Below are 20383 nucleotides of genomic sequence, written 5' to 3'. Positions count from 1 at the left end.
GCGCCCAACCGGCGATGGTGCCGGGCCGGAACCGCAGCGGAACGGCCGAGGGGTGTTGGAGTGCTGCCGCGATGACGTCGTTAGGTTGCCGAGGATGGCTTCTCCGAACTGCTCAGCTAGCCAGCACGGCGAGGACAAGTATCACGACGAAGACGACGGCTGGTGCAAACTTGGCGGCTAGCCCGGGCGGTTGTCGAGGAATCGTTGATAGTGGCGGCGACATAGCTGACGGGTATGCACTTGCTTAGAGCAGTCGGCAACGGCGCACCTCTTATCGCCGATCAGATGCTTCCGGTAGTGCGACCGGCACATGCCTCTGCTCCGGGCTGGCTTGTCACAGTGGTCTGCGGTGCAGTGAGTAGGGTGCTGCGGTAGCTCTGTTGTTCCGTATTTCACCACCCGCCGACGGTGCTTCTGGCACATCCCATGAGACTCCGGGCGTCGTTCGCAGTCGGCAACCGAGCACGTCTTAGGTGGCTCGGTGAGGCCGTCACGATTCCACTCGGCGAGCATCGGTGCGACCTCTGCAGGATCGCGGCGCCACGTGGCTGGTCGACCGCCTTTGGCGATGTTGCACGTCTTATGAGCGAGCGCCAGGTTCTCTGGATCGTGTGTGCCTCCCCGTGAGATTGGCAGCACGTGATCAACTTCGGGAGCCAGGGGGTGAGGCTTCTGCGCTGTCGCTGGGACGAGGAGTCCACACAGGTGACAGTTGCCACCGTCACGGCGTCGAAGAGCATCAGCCGACATGTACAGCGATGCACTGCGATGCCGGCATTCATCGCATAGGCGCTTCGACACCGGTGTCAGCCGTCGGCTCGTTCCGTTAGCCGGCGCGAGGTAGTCAATGGCAGTGCCGCACTGGGCACAATCTCCATGCGTAGCTGCGTCCGCGTGACGGCGTGCGAGATTGCGGCAGACCATCGAACAGTACGAAGCGGTGCTCTGTGGCCCCACTGGTTCGTTGCACCAGGTACATGGCTGGTTCGGTGTCCGAACCTCGCGGACCTTTATAGGTTGGAGTGGCGTAATCCCAGCGCACCGTTGTTTCAGATGGGTCGAGCAAAGCCCTCGCCCCGTGACGTCACGAGTGCATTCCGGACCAGCGCATCGCGGCTTGCATGCTTCGCTGCAGTAGCGGCGCCCCCGCGGTAAACCGGCGAGGTCTGCGCCGCATCCCCGACATGGGCGGCGTACCACCGCGACGGAGGCAGATATAGCTGCGCCTTGCAGCGGTGCGGTGTGCAGGCTGCCCCGCCGTTGCAGTGTTGCGTAGTGGGTGTTGCATAGGCCACGTGCCTTGGCAGGCCTGCCGCAGCCGTCCTTGCTGCAAGCGCGACGGGACGATCGATGTGATCCGCGCTGCCGGTCATAGTGGGTTTGGCACAACCCTTTTGCCACGGACTTGAGGGAGCACTCGGGATGTGAACAGTCGGCGCGTTTACGCAAGTCGAGTCGTCCAGTGCGCTTTAACCGCAAGTAGTGCTTGTGACACAGACCGTCGGCGGAGGCACTTCTGCTGCCGCAGTCGGGTGCACGGCAAGGGCCTGGTCGCCGTTTGTTCGCGCTGCCGAGGGGGTCGCCGTACCTCCAGAACGCCTGGTAGTGCTTGGAGCAGAGCTGATGCTTCTTTATGTCGATTTTGTTGCCACAGCCGTCGACGGCACAACCTTCGCTGCCTGTTTGTGCTGGTTGAGGCATGATCGCAATTCTAGGTTGCCCGTACGACAAACTGCGGCGGCTCGCGCTAGGGCAGTACGGCGAGGTAGCGGACTGGTACGCGAAAAGAGCTGCACAAGGCCGTGGCGCGCTAGGAGCTGGCGAATCGAGTTCAGCGAATACGCTCTGATCGACTACCCGAGGTCTGGGGTGGCCACCGCAACCCTGTTCGCTACACCAACCTCATGATGTGGGCATCCAGCTCGATGAGTTGGCGCGCCGCTTGTTTCCACTCCACCTGAGGCTACCGCCTCCCGCTTGACCGCTCGGACCAACCCTGTATCCCGTTTACTTAATCCTGTGGTCACACAGACATCGTTCCCGGCGTGGGTTTGGTTTCTTCCTCTGGAAGACCCTTTGGATCTGCCCCAAGGCTCAGTTCACATGTTCTGGGATCCCCGACCAGCACGCGATCCTGGCTGGACACGCGCAGACTTTCCAGATGCAATCAGACCTATGGAGGCGGTAATCTCGCTGAAGATTTGGCAGATCGAGGCAGTACCGCAGTCTCCCATCGAGCGCGCCAGCCAGGCGGCCTTCACCGCCGCACGTCTGGCGTTTCCAAACTACTTCGATACTGAAGCAGCAGCTACGGAAGAACACGGCGCCCAGAACGCGCCCCAGGAACACCTTGTGAGTGCATCTACGACTGCTGCTGGCGGGCAACCTCCTCTGGCCCCCCGGACCGTGGTTGAGGCGAGCTGTGTGCAGTACCAGGTTGACACACCTGGCGCCGTCGAGATACCGAGAATGATGCTGGAGCGGGCGATCGAGCACGTCCAGCGGCTGCAGCGAGCGTGTAGTTACGTAAGTGGCCGTGCAGTGCGGGCGCTTACATTGCAAACTCTGCCGGTCACCATCCCGCTTGCGACGGCCACTGTCACGACGGCCACCGCTACTCCTCAGTTCACTACAGATGGAAGTGTCATCCCATACCTAATACCCGCAAATATGTACAGCCTCGCGAACCGATCGGAGTTCACCACCGACGAGGTGGCTCGGGTCATCGCATTCGCGGAACGCGATGAAGGGTTCCTTGGTGGTTTCCTTTCCTCTCAGGCAGAAGCTCGGGCTGCGTTGACTTTTCGCGGCGACTGCCGCGCTAGCGTTCTAGCGAGCGCCACCGGGTGCGAGATTTTGTTAGACGATCTCCTACGTCACCTGCTGTGGGAGAGCGGTCGCCGCCCTGAAGATTGCGTGCGCATCTTTTTCGACCAAGGGCAGGTCACGACTGCCCTCAAGCGGGCCCTTAAGCACACACAACCCTATTTAAAAGGCCAGTGGGACATCGCAGTTCAACCTGAATTGAAGGCGTGGCAGCATGACGTAGCGCGCATCCGACACATGACGATCCACGCAGGCTACCGACCCACCTTTGATCAGGCTCATGCCGCTCTCGATTCAGTCGACGGCCTGCAAACATACGTAGGCGATCTCGTTCTGGCCAAGAAGCACAAGTTCCCACGAACGGCGCTCATGATGTTCGGCGAAGATGAGATCATTCGACGGAACCTCTACACTGCGAAAGTTAAAGCTGCATATCAGGATCAGAGAGATAACGATTGGGCTACCAGATTCATCCGTTGGCGAGACTGTCTCGAGCGACTGATCGACGCCGAGCTTTATTCAGCCCAGGATGTCGAAGTAGACGACTTATCCCTGCTCGCAGTAATCCTCCCACCAAGGCGACTGACGTGGGTGCTACACGACGTCAAAGGTCACCGCGCGTGCCGGGCAGCGATCGAGGAGGGACAAGTGCCATCCCACGTTCGTTCGTCATTGACGACGATGATGAATGAACTGCCGTCGAACTCCGGGCCGGTCTCTGCGCTTGTGGATGGACTCTTTGGGGCCGTACCGGAGGAAGACTGGGTAAGTGAACACCGGCGACTGCCACTTTGGGAGGTCATGGTTGACGGTAGGGACTTCTACTGATGAGTGCACCCGATCGCGTGCCAGAAGGAGCGAGCTCGGCTGGCGTCCGAGAAGACTTGACGTCCGCGCGCACGCCCATAGTTAGTCTCGACAGGCGAACGTAATTGCCTACCACGGTCCGCATCAGGACCCAGTTGGCCAGTCGGCGAACGGAGGGCGGACCGCGTTCACCTTGCTCGTCAAGTTGGAAATGTCGTCGAGTGCGGCGCTGAGCCAATCATCGTCTATGAAGAATTGCGTCTTCCCAGTAATCCAGCGCAGGAGGCGCTGTTGTCTTCCTGGGTCCGTGGCTGGGCGGGCGTGGAGGACGTCGTTGCGAAGTCCTCCAGCGGCGCGCAGAGCTTGGCCGCCTACCTCGCAGTGAATCACCCTAGGTTCTGTGCCGCCTCCAATTTGGGCTGGTCCTCGGGGCCGAGGCCAGAGTAGTGGAGCGTTTCGAACTCGGTCGGGGGAATCTGGCCGATGCTCGAGTGCAACCTGCTGTTGTTGTACCAGTCGACCCAACCGGCGGTCGCGAACTCGACGTCGGAGACGGTCTTGTACGGACCGGAGTGGAAGATCGTGGTCCGGATGCACTCTGTCTTGTACAAGCCGTTCACCGACTCGGCCAGCGCGTTATCGTAGGCGTCCCCGACCGTTCCGATCGACGCGGCGATGTCTTCCAGGCGCAGACGCTCAGTCAGTGTAACCGATGTGTACTGACTACCGGCATCCGAATGATGAATCAGCTCAGCAGCTTTCACCGGATGCCCTTCCCGATTCCGCTGCCACAGTGCCATCCGAAGCGGGACCGTCACCAGCTCCACTGTCTTCGATGTCGATACGTGCCACGCCACGATTCGGCGCGAGAACACGTCGATGATGAACACCACGTACACCCACCCAGCCCATGTCCGGCAGTACGTGAAATCGGTCACCCAGACGCGGTTCGGTTCGGCGGCACTGAACTGTCGGTTCAGCAGGTCCTCCGCGCGTACACCATCAGCGGATCTGACGGTCGTGCGGACTCCCTTGGACCTTCGAATCCCGTTGTGGCCTAACACTTTCATCGCTCGATCAACGGCGCCATAGGACACCCCAGGCAGGGTTGTCCGGTGCAGATGGGCGCGCATCTTCACCCGCCCGTAGAGGCCCTCCGGAGTCATCTTCCGCCGGCCGTCGTCATCGGTGCGCCAGACAACGTTGCGCACCGCATCGACGACGTGGGCATCAGAGACGGTCCGTGCGGCAGGTGCCCGGGTTCGCCATGCCCGATAGGTTCGTGCGGCAATCGTGCAGCCCTGCTCCCGCAAGACCCGGCAGATCGACTCGACCGCAAAACCATTGGCGCGCATCTGGTCTATGAACGCCACGATCATCGGTTGCGGGGGTCGAGTTCCCCCGCGAAGAAAGTTGTCGCCGCTTTCAAAATGGCGACGTCTTCGCGTAACTGCTTGTTCTCCGCCTTGAGTCGCTTGATTTCGGCGGACTCCTTCGAGGTGGTCCCCGCGCGGGCGCCGGCATCGACCTGGGCTTGTACGGCCCACCGACGTACCGTCTCCCCGCCGACGCCGACCTGCTTGGCGATCGCCTCTGCCGCGGCAGTCAACGACGTGTACTCCCCGCCGTGCGCCTCCAGCAACCGTAAGGCCCTCGAACGGACCTCCGGATCGATTTTCTTAGGCATATGCTCATCCTTCCTGACTCAGAAGGAAGCGGCATCAAAGCTGGGGTGATTCACAGTACGTCCTGACCCCGGGATCGGACGCTTTGGGCGCTACGTCGAGGAACCGCTGCCCGATCCCGGTTGTTGTTGCGCCTGACAGGCTGTCGGCGGTGAACGCTTCAGGTAACGCCGGAGACAGTCGCGGCACATCGAAGAGCAATGTGCCTTCGAGGGACGTGACGGCGTACGCGAGCTCCCCGATCGCGGCAAGGTAGAGGTCACCAGGGGTTGCAAACTGAGAACGCATTTGGGCAACAACGTACCAGGCATCACACGTGCAACGGCGGCGATAGAACCGCGAGACGCGCGCGTGCGAGGGCTTCGCACCTCGCGTGACTCGGAAAGTACGTAACGTTTGAGAATCCAACAGCGTGGAGCAACGTGATGTCCTGCACCCACGTCGCTCCCGCACAATCACCCTGAATGCCGGGTTGCGTCCGATGGGGGTCACGCCGAGCCGGTTCGCCGGCGGTCGGTGTTGTGTGAGGTGCCGGCGTCCGCCGTCATCGACTGCCAACTGCGCTGACATCTCATCGGAGCGGCTACGCCGCACAGTGTTTCGCGGGTCTGCTTTGCTGACCCCTTCCATTCTCCTGCCCGCGGACGGCTGCCGCAAGGCGCGAAAAACTAATCCGCCCTACGGGTTTCAGGCCTTGCGGCCCGAATGACTTTCTCGCTTCTCCCCTTGCCCCAGACGCCCGCGGGCAAGAGATGGCAGGTGTCAAACAAAGCACCGGCCCGCCAGGGCCGACACCCACGGGGAGACACCATGAGCCGCAGCACCAAGACGACCAGCAGCACCGACCGCGAAGCCCGCGCCGCCAAGCAGCGCGAACGCGCCGCCGAGCTGCAAGCCACCATCACCGCAAAGATGGAAACCCTCACCCAGACCGACCAGTGGGCGGCATTCCTCGACTACGCCACCAAGTTGTCGAATTGCCGTCTGACTACATCAACGACTAGATTCCCTCCAGTTATACGAATGTGATTCGGCCGTGATGGTCGGGGGCCTGAACGGGAGCGTCGTGAACAAGGTCGTACGGGTGTCGGTCTGCGCGGCGGTGACAGTTGTCGTCGCGCTCGGTTCGCTGGTCGGCGGGGGGGGGGGGGCTGGTGCACGAGTAGGTGACATCTGATCTGGCTTGCCCTGCCGGGCGGCCTGGAAGGATGCCAGCTGTGCCCAAGCCCTATCCCCAGGAGTTCCGCGACGACGTTGTCCGCGTCGCCCAGAACCGTGAAGACGGTGTGACTCTCGAACAGATCGCTGCCGACTTCGGTATCCACCCGATGACCCTGAACAAGTGGATCCGCAAGGCCGACGTGGAGGCCGGGATCAAGCCCGGCACCACGTCGGCCGAATCGCGTGAGCTGCGCGAGGCCAAGCGGCGTGTGCGCCTGCTTGAACAGGAGAACGAGGTCTTACGCCGGGCGGCGGCGTACCTGTCCCAAGCGAATCTGCCGGGAAAAGGTGGTACCCGCTCGTGAGTGAGCTGGCCGCTGACGGCATCCCCGTCACGGTGGCGTGTCGGGTACTCAAGATCGCTCGCCAGCCCTACTACCGGTGGCGCAAGAACCCGATCACCGACGCCGAGCTCGCCGAGGCGTACCGGGCCAACGCCCTGTTCGACGCCCACCGCGAAGACCCGGAGTTCGGCTACCGCTACCTCGCCGACGAGGCCGAAGCCGCAGGCGAGAAGATGTGCCGGCGGACGGCGTGGCGGATCTGCTCCGCCGGCGGCTGGACCAGCACCATCAGCAAGAGAGGCCGCGGCAAGCACCGCAAGGCCGGCCCGCCTGTACACGACGATCTCGTCAAGAGAGACTTCACCGCGCCCGGCCCCAACGAGCTGTGGCTGACCGACATCACCGAGCACTGGACGGCCGAGGGCAAGCTGTACCTGTGCGCGATCAAGGACGTCTACTCGGGCCGGATCGTCGGGTACTCGATCGACTCGAGAATGAAGTCCCGCCTGGCCGTGGCCGCCCTGAACAGCGCTGTCGCCAGGCGAGGGGACGTGGCCGGCTGCGTTCTGCACAGCGATAGAGGGTCTCAATTTCGTTCGAAGAAGATGCAGAAGGCCATCACCCGGCACGGCATGCTCGGGTCGATGGGCAGGGTCGGTGCGTGTGGTGACAACGCGGCGATGGAGAGCTTCTTCTCGCTGCTACAGAACAACGTCCTCGACCGTCGATCCTGGGCCACCAGAGACGAGCTCCGGGCCGCCATCGTGCACTGGATCGAACGGACCTACCACCGCCGCAGACGACAGGACCGCCTCGGCAGATTGACCCCCATTGAATTCGAGACCATCATCAACCACGAGGCCCCTCAGGCCGCGTGACTAACCCTGTCACCTATCCGTGCACCAGGCCCGGGGTTCGGCAACCGCCGACTCCCTCTCGCGGTATCTGAACCTGCCGCTGGTCAATCGTGATGCGTCGCAGGGGCCGGGCGGTGTGCACCCGGCGCTGCCGACGGATGCCAGCACTCTGCAGCGGTTGGTCGACCAGGCCCGCGATCGCGGACTCGACCCGTCGTCGTATGAGGCGTTGCTGTTCCAGTACTGGCTTGTCGAGACCACGACTCGCGCCGGCATCGACCTCGCATCGTGGAACCCGCGCGACGGCGTCGGCGCCAATCATCAGAATCTGCTGAAGTCCTACCGCTACTACGAGGATCTGCAGCTCGCGCATCGCGAACTGCAGTGGGCCGGGATGGGCGGCCTGGTCGGCGGCGACTTCGGCGGTGGCCTGCTCGACTACAAGGACGCCACCGAGATCTTCGAGTTCAGCCGGCTGCAGCCCGTCGCACACGCGATCGTGGCCCGCGCCAACGAACTCGCGGGACCGCAAGCGGTCAACAGTCTGCCGGGCGGACTGCGCGCGCTGGCTCGCGTGGGCGCACAGATCACCGCCGACGATCTGCGCCAGGTCCAGGGCCAGATCCTGGTGATGCAGAAGAACATCTTCTCCGACCTGATGCCGATGCATCGCGCGTACGTCGTGGGCGGCCTGCCGGCGCTCCGGGAGATGAACGCCGCGGGCCTCTTCGACGACGAGATCATGCGCGCCTGGGAGGGCATCGCCTCCAAGGAACCCGCCGCGGTCGCGGCCGGCAATGCCCGACTGCTGCAGCGTGAACAGGGCGAGGTCATCGCGAAGCAGTGGGACGCCACCCGCAACTACAAGGGCGACGTCGGCGAGGCGATGACCTACGGCAGCACCGTGGCGGCCGCGCCGTCGGTTGCCGGTGTGGTCCCGCCGCGCGACATCCGTCAGCTGACGGTGCCGGGCCGTGCGCCCGACGGCCGTAAGGTGATCGTGAGTCTGCCACTGCCGGAATGGAACTGGTCAGTCCACGAGGACCGCTGGGTCTACATCTCCACCGAGCTTCTGCCGAAGTACCGCAAGCAGGTCGAGTACAACTGGCCGGCACTGAGCGCAGCCATGAGGGCTCCGTACTTCGAGCAGATGGAAACGCACCGACCCACCCGTAACCTGCTGCCGCTGATGCAGTCGGTCCTGACCTCGATCAAGGTGACCTACCAGTGATCTCATCCTTCTCGCGCATCTCCCGACGCGCCTCGCTCGTGGCCGTGCTGGTTCTGGTCCTGTCGGGTATCGGATTGGTCGCACCGGCCACCGCCGCACCCAACCGGACGCCGGGCCTCGACGAGGTGTTGAACGGCTTCGTCGTCGGCGCGCTGCGCGACGGTCGTCTCGCCAGCCCTCAGGAGGTCATCGATCCGCTCGTCTCCGGCGACCCCTTCTACGCCGAGCCGCGCCTGACCGGCCGCGAAAAGCCCGGTGACGTACTGAAAGCCAAGAAGGTCGCCGTCCAGTTCATGGGTGTGCGTCCCGGCAAGCTCGACGCCTACAAGCTGATGTACGTGACCCGCGGACTGCACGACGAGCCGGAGATCTCCACCGGCCTGCTGATGGTCCCGCGCGACGGACGCTCCGACGCCACCCGGCCGCTGATCGGATACCAGCTGGCCAACGACAGCGTCGGCGCCTACTGCCATCCCTCCACGATGTGGACCGGCGGCGATCCGATGGACGGCGCGTCGTGGTCGGCGCTGGGCCCGCTGGCGCAGTTCTTCGGCAAGGGTTACGCGGTCATGATGAGTGACGTCGGCAACGACGGCGATCCCAAGCCGCACGGCGTCTTCGCCGGCAAGTTCGCGAGTAAGGCGCTGCTCGACGGTCTGCGAGCTGCGCTGCGGCACAAGGACAACGGCCTCTCGGCCGAGTCGCCGCTCGGTGTGTTCGGCATCGCCGGCGGTGGCGTCGGTGCGGCCTTCGCTGCGGAGAAGGCGAAACAATATGCGCCCGAACTGGACATCAAGGGCGTCGTCCTCGAGGGAATGGTCGTCGACCAGAAGAACTTCATCGCCACCGCCGACGGCTCGGTCGGTTCGGCCTTCGTCCTCGCGACGCTGCTCGGTCTCGAACCGCGTTACCCGGCAATGAAGCTCGACGAGAAGTTCACCCCGGCAGGCAAGGCCATCGCCGACGTCTTCCGCACCCAGTGCCAGACCCCGGCCTACTTCACCATGCCGTTCGTGCCGATGAACACGCTGTTCAAGAGCGGGGAGAACCCCGCCGACATCGCCGACTTCCAGCCGGTCTACGAGGACAACAAGCTGGGTCGCAAGTCGCCCACCGCACCGGTGCTGATCGCCTCGTGTGCGAAGGACGACTCACCGATGTCGCTGGTGCCCGCGAAGGACTCCCGGAAGCTCGCCGCCGACTATCGCCGCGGCGGCACCGAGGTCGACTACCAGCCCACCGACTGCAGCATGGTCCGGTTCCTCACCAACCTCTACGGCTGGGGCACCGACCTGTTCGGCATGCAGACCGTGGACTGGCTGGCCGAGAAGCTGGCGGTCCGGGCTCCCTGAGCTGCGAGCGCTACCCCTGCTCCCTGAGGTGCGGACCCACCCCTGCTCCCTGAGCTGCGAGCGCTACCCCTGCTCCCTGAGGTGCGAGGAGCGTTAGCGACGAGCCACGAAGGGCTCGCAACCGGTGAACCCGGCGCGATGATTTCGTGTCCCCGCTTGAGTCGATCTCTCTGAGAGCATCGTTCGAGGAGGTCCGATGAGTCAGACACGGCTGCTGTTCATCCACGGCGCAGGTGGTTTCACCGACGACCGCCGGATCGCCGACGGTCTCGGGGACGCCCTCGGCCTGCCGGTCGACATGCCGGAGTTCTCCAGTGGCGACATGTCCTTGCAGGCCTGGGCGGATCCGCTGCGCACCCGGTTGTCGACGTTGGGCGCCGACGACCTGCTGGTCGCGCACTCGTTCGGCGCGACGATCCTGCTCCATGTGCTGGCCGAGCCGGGGTACGCCGGACCGAGACGCGCCGTCCTCCTGGCGATGCCGAACTGGGGGCCGGAAGGATGGGACGTCGACGAGTACGACTTCGACGGACAACCGCCGCGCGGCGTCGCGCTGTCCCTGCACCACTGCGTCGACGACGAGGAGGTCCCGATCGGGCACCTGGATCTCAACGCGGCACTGCTCCCGGACGTGCAGCTGCACCGCCACGAGACCGGCGGTCACCAGTTCGTCGGGCAGGTGGACGCCGTCGCTGCCAACGTGCGATGACTTGCCGCCACCGGTCGACCTCACGTCGACTGCCAGACCTCGATCGAAGTCTGCCCGTCGAGCTGACGTCTGCCCGCGCCGGCGGTGGTTGCGCGTACGCGTTCCGGCCCCGACCCTGGGTAGACAGCGACCCGAGGCGTCGGGAAGGCAGGCATGACCGTGAACCGTCCGGCGGATGCAGTCCCAGGCGGGATACCGGCTGCGTCGACGGCGGGCCGATGGCTGATCGTCGCGGCGGTCCTGGGGTCCGGCGTCGCATTCCTCGACGGCACGGTCGTGAACGTCGCACTGCCGGCCATCGCACGTGACCTCGACACCGGACTCCGGGGACAACAGTGGGTGCTCGACGGCTATCTGCTGACCCTGAGCTCACTCCTGCTGCTGGGCGGCGTCGCCGGCGACCGCTATGGCCGTCGGCTGATCTTCACCGGCGGCCTGGCGATGTTCGCGGTGGCGACGATCGGCTGCGGAATGGCCCCGACCGTCGAATGGCTGGTGGTCGCCCGGCTCGTCCAGGGTGTCGCCGCGGCGGCCGTCGTGCCCGGCAGCCTGGCACTGATCAACGCGGAGATCGCGCCCTCGGATCGTGGTGCGGCGGTGGGGTTGTGGGCCGGGATGTCCGGTGCGACCAGTGCACTGGGGCCGTTCGTCGGCGGCTGGCTCGTCGACGCGGCGTCGTGGCGCTGGGCGTTCTTCTTGAGTGTGCCTCTGGCGTTGGGTGCGCTGGTCATCGCGATCAGACATGTGCCGGAGTCGCGCGATCCGTCTGCGCCGAGGCGGCTCGACGTCGCGGGAGCCGTGACGATGACCCTCGGTCTCGCAGGCGTCATCTACGCGCTGATCGAGGGCCCGTCGCGCGGGTGGTCGACCGGAACGATCGTCGCGGGCCTTGCGGGTGTGGCGGTGCTTCTCGCGTTCGCGGTCATCGAGACGCACGTGCGGTCACCGTTGTTGCCGCTGAGACTGTTCCGCTCGTCGCAGTTCACCGGCGCCAACCTGACGACGCTGCTGGTGTACGCAGCGCTGGGCGGAGCGCTGTTCCTGCTCGCTCTGCAACTGCAGCAGAGTCTGGGCTACTCGGCCTTCGAAGCGGGCGCGGCGATGTTCCCGAGTACGTTCATCATGCTGTTCGGGTCTCCACTCGTGGGAAGGCTCGCCCAGACCACCGGGCCGCGGCTGCCGATGACCGTCGGCCCGCTCATCGCCGCCGGCGGCTTCGCGTTGATGGCGCGCGTGCAACCGGGCACGGACTACCTGGCCCAGGTGCTGCCGGGCGTCCTGCTGTTCGGGCTCGGCATGACGGTGACCGTCGCGCCGCTGACCGCGGCCGCGCTGGGAGCGGTCGACGACGCCCTCGCCGGCACCGCGTCGGGCGTGAACAATGCGGTGGCTCGCGTCGCCGGGCTGCTGGCCGTGGCGGTGTTGCCCGCGGTGGCCGGGATCGACGCCGGGCCCGGCGAGCCGCTCGGCGACGGATTCCGGACAGCGATGTACATCTGCGCGGCCTTCTGTGCCGTTGGCGGGCTCGTCGCCGCGCTGACGATCAGCTCCGGTGCGGGCTTCCGGCCGCAGGTCCGGTCCGGGGTGGACACCGCCTGCCAGGACGCCTGCACCCGTGAACGCGCAGCCAACTCATAGCTCGAAACCGCGGTGACCGCGGCTTCGAGCTACAAGACGGTTAGTCAGAACGCTTCCCGGTTCCAGCCGCGATCGCCCACAGCACCAGTACGGGTTGGAAGAACAGACGCGTCAGGCGCTTCTGGTCGGAGTCGAGACCGAAGGCGTCGATGTGCTCGACGTACTGATGGATGTTGCCGGGGAACACCGCGACGAAGAACGCCGCCACGATCCACGAGACGATCTTGCGGTGCCGCGGCAGGGCGATGAGCGCCGCACCCAGCGCGATCTCCACCCCACCCGACGCCAGCACCACGAAGTCCTTGCTGAAGGGAACCCAGTCGGGGACCTGCGCCTGGAACTCCTCGCGCTGCGCGGTCAGATGACCGATGCCGGCGATCGCCAGGATCGCTCCGAGCGCGATCCGGGCGATCGCGCGCCCCAACGGCTGACGGGCGGTGGTGGGGGACAGGATCGACATGCAGGCTCCTCGGATGGTGACGTGTGCGTTGCGTTCCCGGTGGTTCGTGGCCGTTGCGGTCAAGGACTGGCCGGGAGGGCGATTTGTCTGACTCATCCTTGGGCGGCGACAGTCGAAATTTAGTCGCGGTACCTAGTAAATGTGTGATACATATGTGATCCCGGACACTGTCGTCCGGGATATTTGTCCGCACGGAGGTCAGCCCATGCCCCTCGACTCGATGTCGGTCCGCCGACACCCGTCCATCGTCCACTCGTTCGCCACGACGCGCCTCGGAGAACGGTCATGACGCTGAAGTCGGTGTGGGATGCGCTGAAGGCTTCCGCGGGAGTGGTCATCACGGCGGCGGCGTTCGCCGTCGCGCTGGCGGTACTGGTCGTCGCTCAGGTCGTCGTACTCGCGACCCGCCTCGTCGACCTTCCCGGCTGAGCGGCCCGCCTGCTGATCGGTCAGGAATCGAGAAGCGGAGGCAGTTCGACGCGCCATAGCGTCGAAGCATGACGAACATCAACGCACTCACCCTCGAAGTTCCCGACCTCAGCGCGGCGGAGGTCTTCTACGACAAGGCTTTCGGACTCGGCGACCGACTTCGGTTCCGAGTAGCCGAATCACCCAGCCAAGGCTTCCGCGGCTTCGTGATCTCGCTCGTGGTTGCCGACCCGACGGTCGTCGACTCCTTCCTCGAACCCGTGGTCGACGCCGGCGCCACCGTGCTCAAACCCGCCAGAAGGTCCTTCTGGGGCTACGGCGGCGTGGTCCAGGCGCCCGACGGCACGATCTGGAAGGTCGCCGGCTCGTCGAAGAAGCCGACCGGTGCACCCGCGCGCAGGGCCGACGACCTGGTCCTACTCCTCGGCGTGGACGACGTTGCCGCCACCAAGCAGTTCTACGTCGAGCGTGGATTCACGGTCGGGAAGAGTTACGGCCGCAAGTATGTCGAGTTCGAGAGCGACCCGAACTCGGTGAAGCTCGCGCTGTACGGCCGCAAGGCCGCGGCGAAGGACGCCGGCGTCGACCCTGCGGGGGCCGGGTCGCATCGGCTGGTGATCGGCGGCGACGCCGGGCAGTTCAGCGACCCGGACGGATTCACCTGGGAGTGTTGAGCCCTCGGTGGCATCACCACTGGGCGGCGCTCGCTCGTTGACCTCACCCCGTTCGCCCCTGGCATAAATCAGTCGGGAACAAACTTCCAGCCATCTCAGTTGAGCCGATCAGACTTAACTCTGGAGGTTTCATGTCGCAGACATATTCACTGCCGGTCCTCTTCGTCCCGGACGTCGTCGTCCTGCCCGGCATGGTCGTGCCGATCCCGCTCGACGATGCAGCTCAGGCCACCGTCGACGCCGCCCGGGCGAGTGAGAGCGGAAGACTGCTGGTCGCCCCACGCCTGGACGACCGCTACCCCACGTACGGGGTGATCGCCTCGATCGTGCAGGTCGGGCGCATCCCGGGCGGCGGTCTGGCAGCCGTCGTCAAGGGTGAGAAGCGCGCGCAGATCGGGGCGGGAACCCCCGGCCACGGCGCCGCGCTGTGGGTCGAGGCCACCGAGGTCACCGACCCCGAGGTCACCGATGAGGTGCGGACCCTGGCCGGCGAGTACAAGAAACTCGTGCTGGCCATGCTGCAGCGCCGCGAGGCGTGGCAGCTGATCGACGCCGTCAACAAGATGTCCGACCCGTCGAATCTCGCCGACACCTCGGGCTACGCGTCCTGGCTCACCGACGAGCAGAAGCGCGAACTCCTCGAGACGCCGGACACCGCCGCGCGGCTGCGGCTGTTGATCGAGTGGACCGGCGACCATCTCGCCGAGTCCGAGGTCAGCGAGAAGATCGCCGAAGACGTCCGCGCGGGGATGGACAAGCAGCAGAAGGAGTTCCTGCTCCGTCAGCAGCTCGCCGCCATCCGCAAGGAACTCGGTGAGGACGAGCCCGAGGGGGCGGACGACTACCGGTCGCGCGTCGACGAGGCCGACCTGCCCGAGAAGGTGCGCGAAGCCGCACTGCGCGAGGTGGGCAAGCTCGAGCGCGCCAGCGACCAGTCGCCCGAGACCGGGTGGATTCGCACCTGGCTCGACACCGTCCTCGACCTGCCGTGGAACACGCGCACCGAGGACTCCACGGACATCAAGGGTGCCCGCGAGATCCTCGACGCCGACCACCACGGCCTCGACGACGTGAAGGACCGGATCGTCGAATACCTGGCGGTGCGTGCTCGACGCGCCGAACGCGGCCTGCAGGTCGTCGGCGGACGCGGATCGGGTGCCGTCATGGTGCTCGCCGGCCCGCCCGGCGTCGGCAAGACGTCGCTCGGTGAGAGCGTCGCCCGGGCGTTGGGTCGCAAGTTCGTGCGCGTCGCCCTCGGCGGTGTGCGCGACGAGTCGGAGATCCGCGGTCACCGACGTACCTACGTCGGCGCACTGCCCGGCCGCATCGTGCGTGCCATCGGCGAGGCGGGATCGATGAATCCCGTTGTGCTGCTGGACGAGATCGACAAGGTGGGCTCGGACTACCGGGGCGACCCGGCCGCGGCGCTGCTCGAGGTCCTCGACCCCGCGCAGAACCACACCTTCCGCGACCACTATCTCGATCTCGACCTCGACCTGTCCGACGTCCTGTTCCTCGCGACCGCCAATGTCATCGAGAACATCCCGTCGGCCCTGCTCGACCGCATGGAGCTCGTCACCCTCGACGGTTACACCGAGGACGACAAGGTGGCCATCGCCCGCGACTACCTGCTGCCCAGGCAGGCCGAGCGTGCGGCACTCACCACCGACGAGGTGACCGTGACCGACGCGGCGCTCCGCGAGATCGCGGCGAACTACACCCGGGAACCCGGTGTGCGACAGTTCGAACGGTTACTCGCCAAGGCTTTGCGCAAGGCAGCCACCAACCTCGCTCAGGAGAGTGCCACGGCACCGATCACCATCGACGAGCCCGACCTGCGCGACTACCTCGGCCGGCCCCGGTTCACCCCGGAATCGGCCGAGCGGACCGCAGTGCCCGGTGTCGCAACGGGTCTCGCCGTCACGGGAATGGGTGGCGACGTCCTCTTCATCGAGGTCAACGCCACCGACGGCGAGCCCGGACTCAAGTTGACCGGCCAGCTCGGCGACGTGATGAAGGAGTCGGCGCAGATCGCGCTGTCGTACGTGCGGGCGCACGCCGAACAGCTCGGCGTCGACCCCGAGTCGCTCAACAAGACCGTCCACGTGCACGTTCCGGCCGGAGCGGTGCCCAAGGACGGTCCGAGTGCGGGCGTCACCATGGTCACCGCGCTGGTGTCGATGGCGACGGGTCGACGGGTGCGCGCCGAGGTCGGCATGACCGGAGAGGTCACGCTGAACGGTCGCGTCCTGCCGATCGGCGGGGTCAAGCAGAAATTGCTTGCCGCGCAACGCAACGGGCTGAAGACCGTCTTCATCCCGCAGCGGAACGAGCCCGACCTCGACGACGTGCCGGCCGAGGTCCTCGACGCCCTCGACGTGCGTCCGATGACCGACGTCGCCGAGATCGTCGCGCAGGCTCTGGAACCCGCAGCAGGAGAACAGGTCAACGCGGCCTGAGGCAGATACAGGAGCGGGGCATCGTTCGGAACAAGCCGGACGGTGCCTCGCTTCTCGTCATCGAAGCCCCACCGTGCGGGCGGTCCACTCCAGCACGCGATACACCACCCAGGCGAGACTCGTCACGGCAGCGGCAGGCACCAGCCATAACGCGCCGACGGCCGCGATGAGACTGGCGGCCCACTGCCGTCCCCACAGTGGCGCGGCGACGAAGATCATCAACAGCGCCACCACGAACGACCAGCCCGGCGACGACACCGGCCACGGCCGATCGAACAGAAGCGCGCCCGCAGAGCCGACGGTCGCGGCGATCCCCACCACGCTCAACAACAACCACAACACGATGCTCCAGCGACGGTAACCACCTGCAACCCAACGGGTCCGGAGTGCCACGGCCGACCACATGATCCAGCGCTTCAACCACGGGACCCCAGAGGTTCGCATCATCTCCCGGAAGAACCGGTCGGACAGGGTGTCGCTGCCGAGCGCGCCCGAATTGACGGTGTCGGTGATGAGTTCGTCGTGGATCAACGCAGCGAGGGAGTGCCTTCCGTACGAGTCCTCGAACCAGCGCATGAAACGCGGCACCGATGCCAGGTCTGTCGGATTGTCCTCGCGCGGAACGAACGTCCGGGCTTTGTCGATCGCCGCACGGGCCTCCGGTTCCTCCATGCCACCGCGAACCAGCTTGGTGAGCAGGTCGTTCTCGACGACCTCGTCCGAATATCGAAAGGTGTTGAGGACGACGAATTGTCGCTCGTTGATCTGGACGACACCGACGCTGCCTCTACCGGTCGGGTCGTCGACCTCGAATCCCGAGGCCGGTGCCACGCGCCAGGGCGCCCACCGTGTGACACTCGATGTGGTCTCACCCATCTCGACCTCCCGACATCGGAATATCCGACGGTAGCGCCGCATGAGACAGCTCTACCGGGAACCCGACGGACGGAGACCCAAGTGCAACCCGACGTTGCGGGATCCGCGACCCGGCGATCACCGTGGGGTGGGGCTCGACGTCCATTCGGCGACGGCATCGGTGTAGAACGCCATCCGTTCCCTGAGCGCGTCGGGCTCGATCCCGAACTCCTCGGGGCTGTACCGATGTCTGCCCTTCCCGTGACGCGGTTGTTCCGCGTTGTGCTCGGCGAGCATCGTCGCCACGTCTGGAGCATCGAGATCGGCTGCTGCATAAACCCGTTCGATGGTCTCTGCGGGCCGGGACACCAGGTCCTGGTAGTCGATGTCGACGACTGTCGCCGATCCGGCCGCGCGGGAGTCGCGGAACTCGAGCGCACGCCGGAACCACAACTCCGACTGCTCGATCTGGAATCGACCGACGTCATGGCCGTCGACCTCGTCGCTGTAGGTCGAGCGGTAGGTCGCGAACAGGCTCGCGCCCGACGCCACGGTCTCCACGACGTCGCGATGCAGATGGACGATGCAGACGCCGGATATGTCTGGGCAAGGTCGACCAGCTCGGGCGTGTGGGCCGGTGCCTTCAGCAGCCAGCGTCGTCGAGAGCCGTCGTCGAGGATCTGCAGCATCGTCCGATGCGCTGCGTATTCACCGGCGAAGTCCTGGTCTGCCAGCCACCGGGAGTAGCTGTCGAGGCGCATCGTTGAGCTGAATGCCCAGTTGCGCAGGGTCGTTCCCATGCCGAGTACGCATTCCTCGGGGAGCGCCGGTCCGGAATCGTGGACCGCGGCCATCGCCGGATTCAGCAGGTGCAGCGGGTTGGGCTCGGCGGCCTGGGTCTCGATCAACCGTTCGCGTTCTTCCGGGGACAGCTTCGCGACCCGCCACGGGGCGTACAACTCCACGGGCCGCGGTGCGCGGAGCCGGGGGTCGCGGGCCATCAGCCGGTACAGGAACGTCGTCCCGGTGCGCCACCCGCCGATGATCACGATCGGCGGGAGCACCGCACGCTCGGCCACCTCCGGGTTCTCCACCAGGGTCTTGTCGAAGATGGAGCGCGCCCGTAGCTTCCCGATCACCGCGTCCTGCGCATTGCGGACGCCGACTGCGTTCAGACGCCCGTCCTCGGCTGCCGAAGCCAGGTACCGCTCCAAGCCAGGCCGCCACAGCGCCGGGTCGCCCAACCCCTCGACACCGTGCTCGGCAGTGGCCCGTTCGACGATCGCGTCGGTTGCCTCGACCCCCAGCCGGTACCGCTCGGGGCGGGCAAGCCGATCGGCTTCCGCGGCCGCGTAGATGTCCTCGGCGACCTCACTCCGCTGCGGCGGCGTCCACTTCACCATCACTCACCTCGCAGTTCGACGAGCGGGACAACCCGAGCGGACGGCAGGGGAGGGGGCGCGGCCGGCTGCAGGAAACGCATCACGATGATCCCGAAGTCGCGCCCCTCGGAATCGATCCAGTCGCCGACCTCGGGGCTCTCGGCGGCAATCACGAACCGATACCGGCCGTCGACGACGGTGGCGGTGGCACCCGTATACGACACCGGCCGGTACCGGAAGTCGAGGGAGTTCAGAAAACGACTGTAAGCCAGGATGTTCCAGTACCTGCACTCGACGACGTCGCCCTCGATCACCAGCGCCTGGCCCGGTTCGAGTTGCCAGCCGCCGCGAACGTAATGGATGCCGGGTTCGGTGAACACCGCGCCGCCGGCCATCTCCGACCAGTGCCGCAGGACGTTTGGCGGATCGAGATCGTCCTTGGTCGACATCTCGAAGATCGTCGGCAGCATCGAGGTCGTGGCCGCCAGTGTGCCCAGCGACGACACGAACCTCCCCGGGTCGATCGCCGGTGGCACCGGCGGTTCGACGATCGGTTCGATACCGCACCACCCCATTTCGTCCCGATGCACGTCGTCGTGGAAGACCCGGACCCAGATGACGCCGGACTTCTCCGGCAACTCCAGCCAGTCGCCGGCCCCCGGTGCGGTACCACCGAGGACGATCTCGAAGCCGCCGTCGTCGTCGAATCCGATGGCGTCGTTGTCGATGCGGGCGGTTGCCTCGGCGCCGAGGCCGCCCGTCCGCTGGTAGACGGTCACCGAGACGTACGACGCATCGCCGCGGTTGCCGCGGATGCGGTAGGCGCGGTCACCACGAACCTCGCCGACCCAGTAGCGGAAATCGGGGTTGTCCATCAGGAACTTGTGTCGCCACCCGTTGAACGGCACGAGCTCCGGGCGTTCTCGATCGACCTCGAAGCGCGACAACTGATTCGACAACCCGCGCACCAGGGCGCGGAATCCGTCGGCCTGCTCGGCCGGGTCCAGGTCCGCGGTGTCGGCGGCGACCTTGTCGCCCGCGGAACGGAGTGCGTCGACCAGACCGTTCCACGCGGCGACCTCCGGCCGAGCGTCGTCGGTCACGAGCGCCGGACCCGGGCGTCTCGCCGGGCGCACACCACCCCGAAGGTGGGGTCGCCCACCTCTCCGGGAACCCAAACAGCGACGCGATGCGGACGCCGGTGTGGGGAGTGCGTGGTGCCCTTCGTCCGGGTGGGGCTGGTCTGCGGCATGGGCAGTCCTCGGGAACGGTGGAAGAGGAATCGCTTGTTTCCTGTTGGAGGAAATCTGCCCGGTGCGTACAGGTGTGTCAAGAGTTACGCCGGCTGGGGCCTCTTGAGTGAAATTCGCTCAACTTTTTCCCGCGATCCGGGAACAAAGGCCACCGGGGCCCCGTTACACACTTCGAGAAACCTGAGCGATCCAGACTCAAGTAGGTTTGACTCATCGCCCTGAATTCAGTAGGACATGAGTCGGACGCACTGAAGTTCGGTC

General features: G+C 65.6%; 15 protein-coding genes and 1 pseudogene. 10 read left to right on the top strand and 6 right to left on the bottom strand.

The genetic code is table 11. The features are described 5' to 3' along the window. Positions 1–177 precede the first annotated feature (177 nt). On the bottom strand, positions 178–750 hold the full coding sequence (locus GKZ92_RS24020) for an HNH endonuclease (protein WP_442903318.1): 573 nt from the start codon (positions 748–750) through the stop codon (positions 178–180). Positions 751–2175: 1425 nt separating this feature from the next. On the opposite strand from GKZ92_RS24020, the gene GKZ92_RS20310 reads away from it, so the two are divergent. Beyond that, complete coding sequence (locus GKZ92_RS20310; RefSeq protein ID WP_155225546.1) at positions 2176–3654, top strand: hypothetical protein; 1479 nt, start codon at positions 2176–2178, stop codon at positions 3652–3654. Between the two features lie 365 nt (positions 3655–4019). Here the strand turns inward: GKZ92_RS20310 and GKZ92_RS20305 are convergent. Then, positions 4020–5320 (bottom strand): IS3 family transposase gene (locus GKZ92_RS20305; RefSeq protein WP_155225545.1). Its coding sequence is split into 2 segments (ribosomal slippage): positions 4020–5047 and positions 5047–5320, totalling 1302 coding nucleotides; the frame shifts between segments, so codons are not numbered across the junction. Positions 5321–6128: 808 nt separating this feature from the next. Here GKZ92_RS20305 and GKZ92_RS20300 point away from each other — a divergent pair. The 6 genes from GKZ92_RS20300 (at position 6129) to GKZ92_RS20275 (ending at position 12610) form a co-directional block, all read left to right on the top strand. Further along, positions 6129–6347 carry a hypothetical protein gene (locus tag GKZ92_RS20300; protein ID WP_155225544.1) on the top strand — a complete coding sequence of 73 codons (219 nt, stop codon included), beginning with the start codon at positions 6129–6131 and terminating at the stop codon, positions 6345–6347. A gap of 188 nt (positions 6348–6535) precedes the next feature. Next, a protein-coding gene (locus GKZ92_RS20295; protein WP_085948641.1) for an IS3 family transposase occupies positions 6536–7701 on the top strand; the annotation gives its coding sequence in 2 pieces (ribosomal slippage) (positions 6536–6820 and positions 6823–7701; 1164 coding nt in all). Between the two features lie 19 nt (positions 7702–7720). Next, positions 7721–8911 (top strand): hypothetical protein, encoded by a 1191-nt coding sequence (locus tag GKZ92_RS20290; RefSeq protein WP_155225543.1) that lies wholly within the window; start codon positions 7721–7723, stop codon positions 8909–8911. Continuing rightward, positions 8908–10263, top strand: a complete 1356-nt coding sequence (locus tag GKZ92_RS20285) for a lipase family protein (RefSeq protein WP_155225542.1) — start codon at positions 8908–8910, stop codon at positions 10261–10263. Before GKZ92_RS20290 ends, GKZ92_RS20285 begins: the two co-directional genes overlap by 4 nt. Before the next feature lie 196 nt (positions 10264–10459). Continuing rightward, the gene (locus GKZ92_RS20280; RefSeq protein WP_035752911.1) at positions 10460–10972 is read left to right on the top strand and encodes an alpha/beta hydrolase; all 513 of its coding nucleotides are present in this window, start codon (positions 10460–10462) and stop codon (positions 10970–10972) included. Positions 10973–11125: 153 nt separating this feature from the next. Further along, a complete protein-coding gene (locus GKZ92_RS20275; protein ID WP_035752908.1) occupies positions 11126–12610 on the top strand; it encodes a DHA2 family efflux MFS transporter permease subunit in 1485 nt (494 codons plus the stop codon). A 40-nt stretch (positions 12611–12650) separates the two neighbouring features. Here GKZ92_RS20275 and GKZ92_RS20270 read toward each other — a convergent pair whose 3' ends face one another. Beyond that, entirely contained in the window at positions 12651–13070 is a 420-nt protein-coding gene (locus tag GKZ92_RS20270) for a DoxX family protein (protein WP_035752906.1), read from the bottom strand. A gap of 285 nt (positions 13071–13355) precedes the next feature. Here GKZ92_RS20270 and GKZ92_RS23600 point away from each other — a divergent pair, with 285 nt between their 5' ends. From GKZ92_RS23600 to lon, 3 genes are all read left to right on the top strand, one after another. After that, positions 13356–13499: a hypothetical protein gene (locus GKZ92_RS23600; RefSeq protein WP_006359874.1), complete on the top strand. Its 144-nt coding sequence runs from the start codon at positions 13356–13358 to the stop codon at positions 13497–13499. A gap of 68 nt (positions 13500–13567) precedes the next feature. Continuing rightward, the gene (locus GKZ92_RS20265) at positions 13568–14173 is read left to right on the top strand and encodes a glyoxalase (RefSeq protein WP_075862677.1); all 606 of its coding nucleotides are present in this window, start codon (positions 13568–13570) and stop codon (positions 14171–14173) included. 131 nt (positions 14174–14304) lie between these two features. Then, a complete protein-coding gene (gene lon / locus GKZ92_RS20260) occupies positions 14305–16632 on the top strand; it encodes an endopeptidase La (RefSeq protein ID WP_006359872.1) in 2328 nt (775 codons plus the stop codon). 57 nt (positions 16633–16689) lie between these two features. On the opposite strand, the gene GKZ92_RS20255 is transcribed toward lon, so the two are convergent. From GKZ92_RS20255 to GKZ92_RS20245, 3 genes and pseudogenes are all read right to left on the bottom strand, one after another. After that, positions 16690–17508 carry a DUF1353 domain-containing protein gene (locus GKZ92_RS20255; RefSeq protein ID WP_006359871.1) on the bottom strand — a complete coding sequence of 273 codons (819 nt, stop codon included), beginning with the start codon at positions 17506–17508 and terminating at the stop codon, positions 16690–16692. Positions 17509–17625: 117 nt separating this feature from the next. Continuing rightward, positions 17626–18890: pseudogene (locus GKZ92_RS20250) on the bottom strand (sulfotransferase). Beyond that, positions 18890–19972: a DUF1214 domain-containing protein gene (locus GKZ92_RS20245; protein WP_155225541.1), complete on the bottom strand. Its 1083-nt coding sequence runs from the start codon at positions 19970–19972 to the stop codon at positions 18890–18892. The pseudogene GKZ92_RS20250 and the gene GKZ92_RS20245 overlap by 1 nt, the downstream one beginning before the upstream one ends. Positions 19973–20383 lie beyond the last annotated feature (411 nt).

Source organism: Gordonia sp. 135 (assembly GCF_009720185.1).
Lineage (GTDB): Bacteria > Actinomycetota > Actinomycetes > Mycobacteriales > Mycobacteriaceae > Gordonia > Gordonia alkanivorans.
Note: the sequence above shows the minus strand (reverse complement) of the source record. Positions and strands in the feature narration are given on the sequence as shown.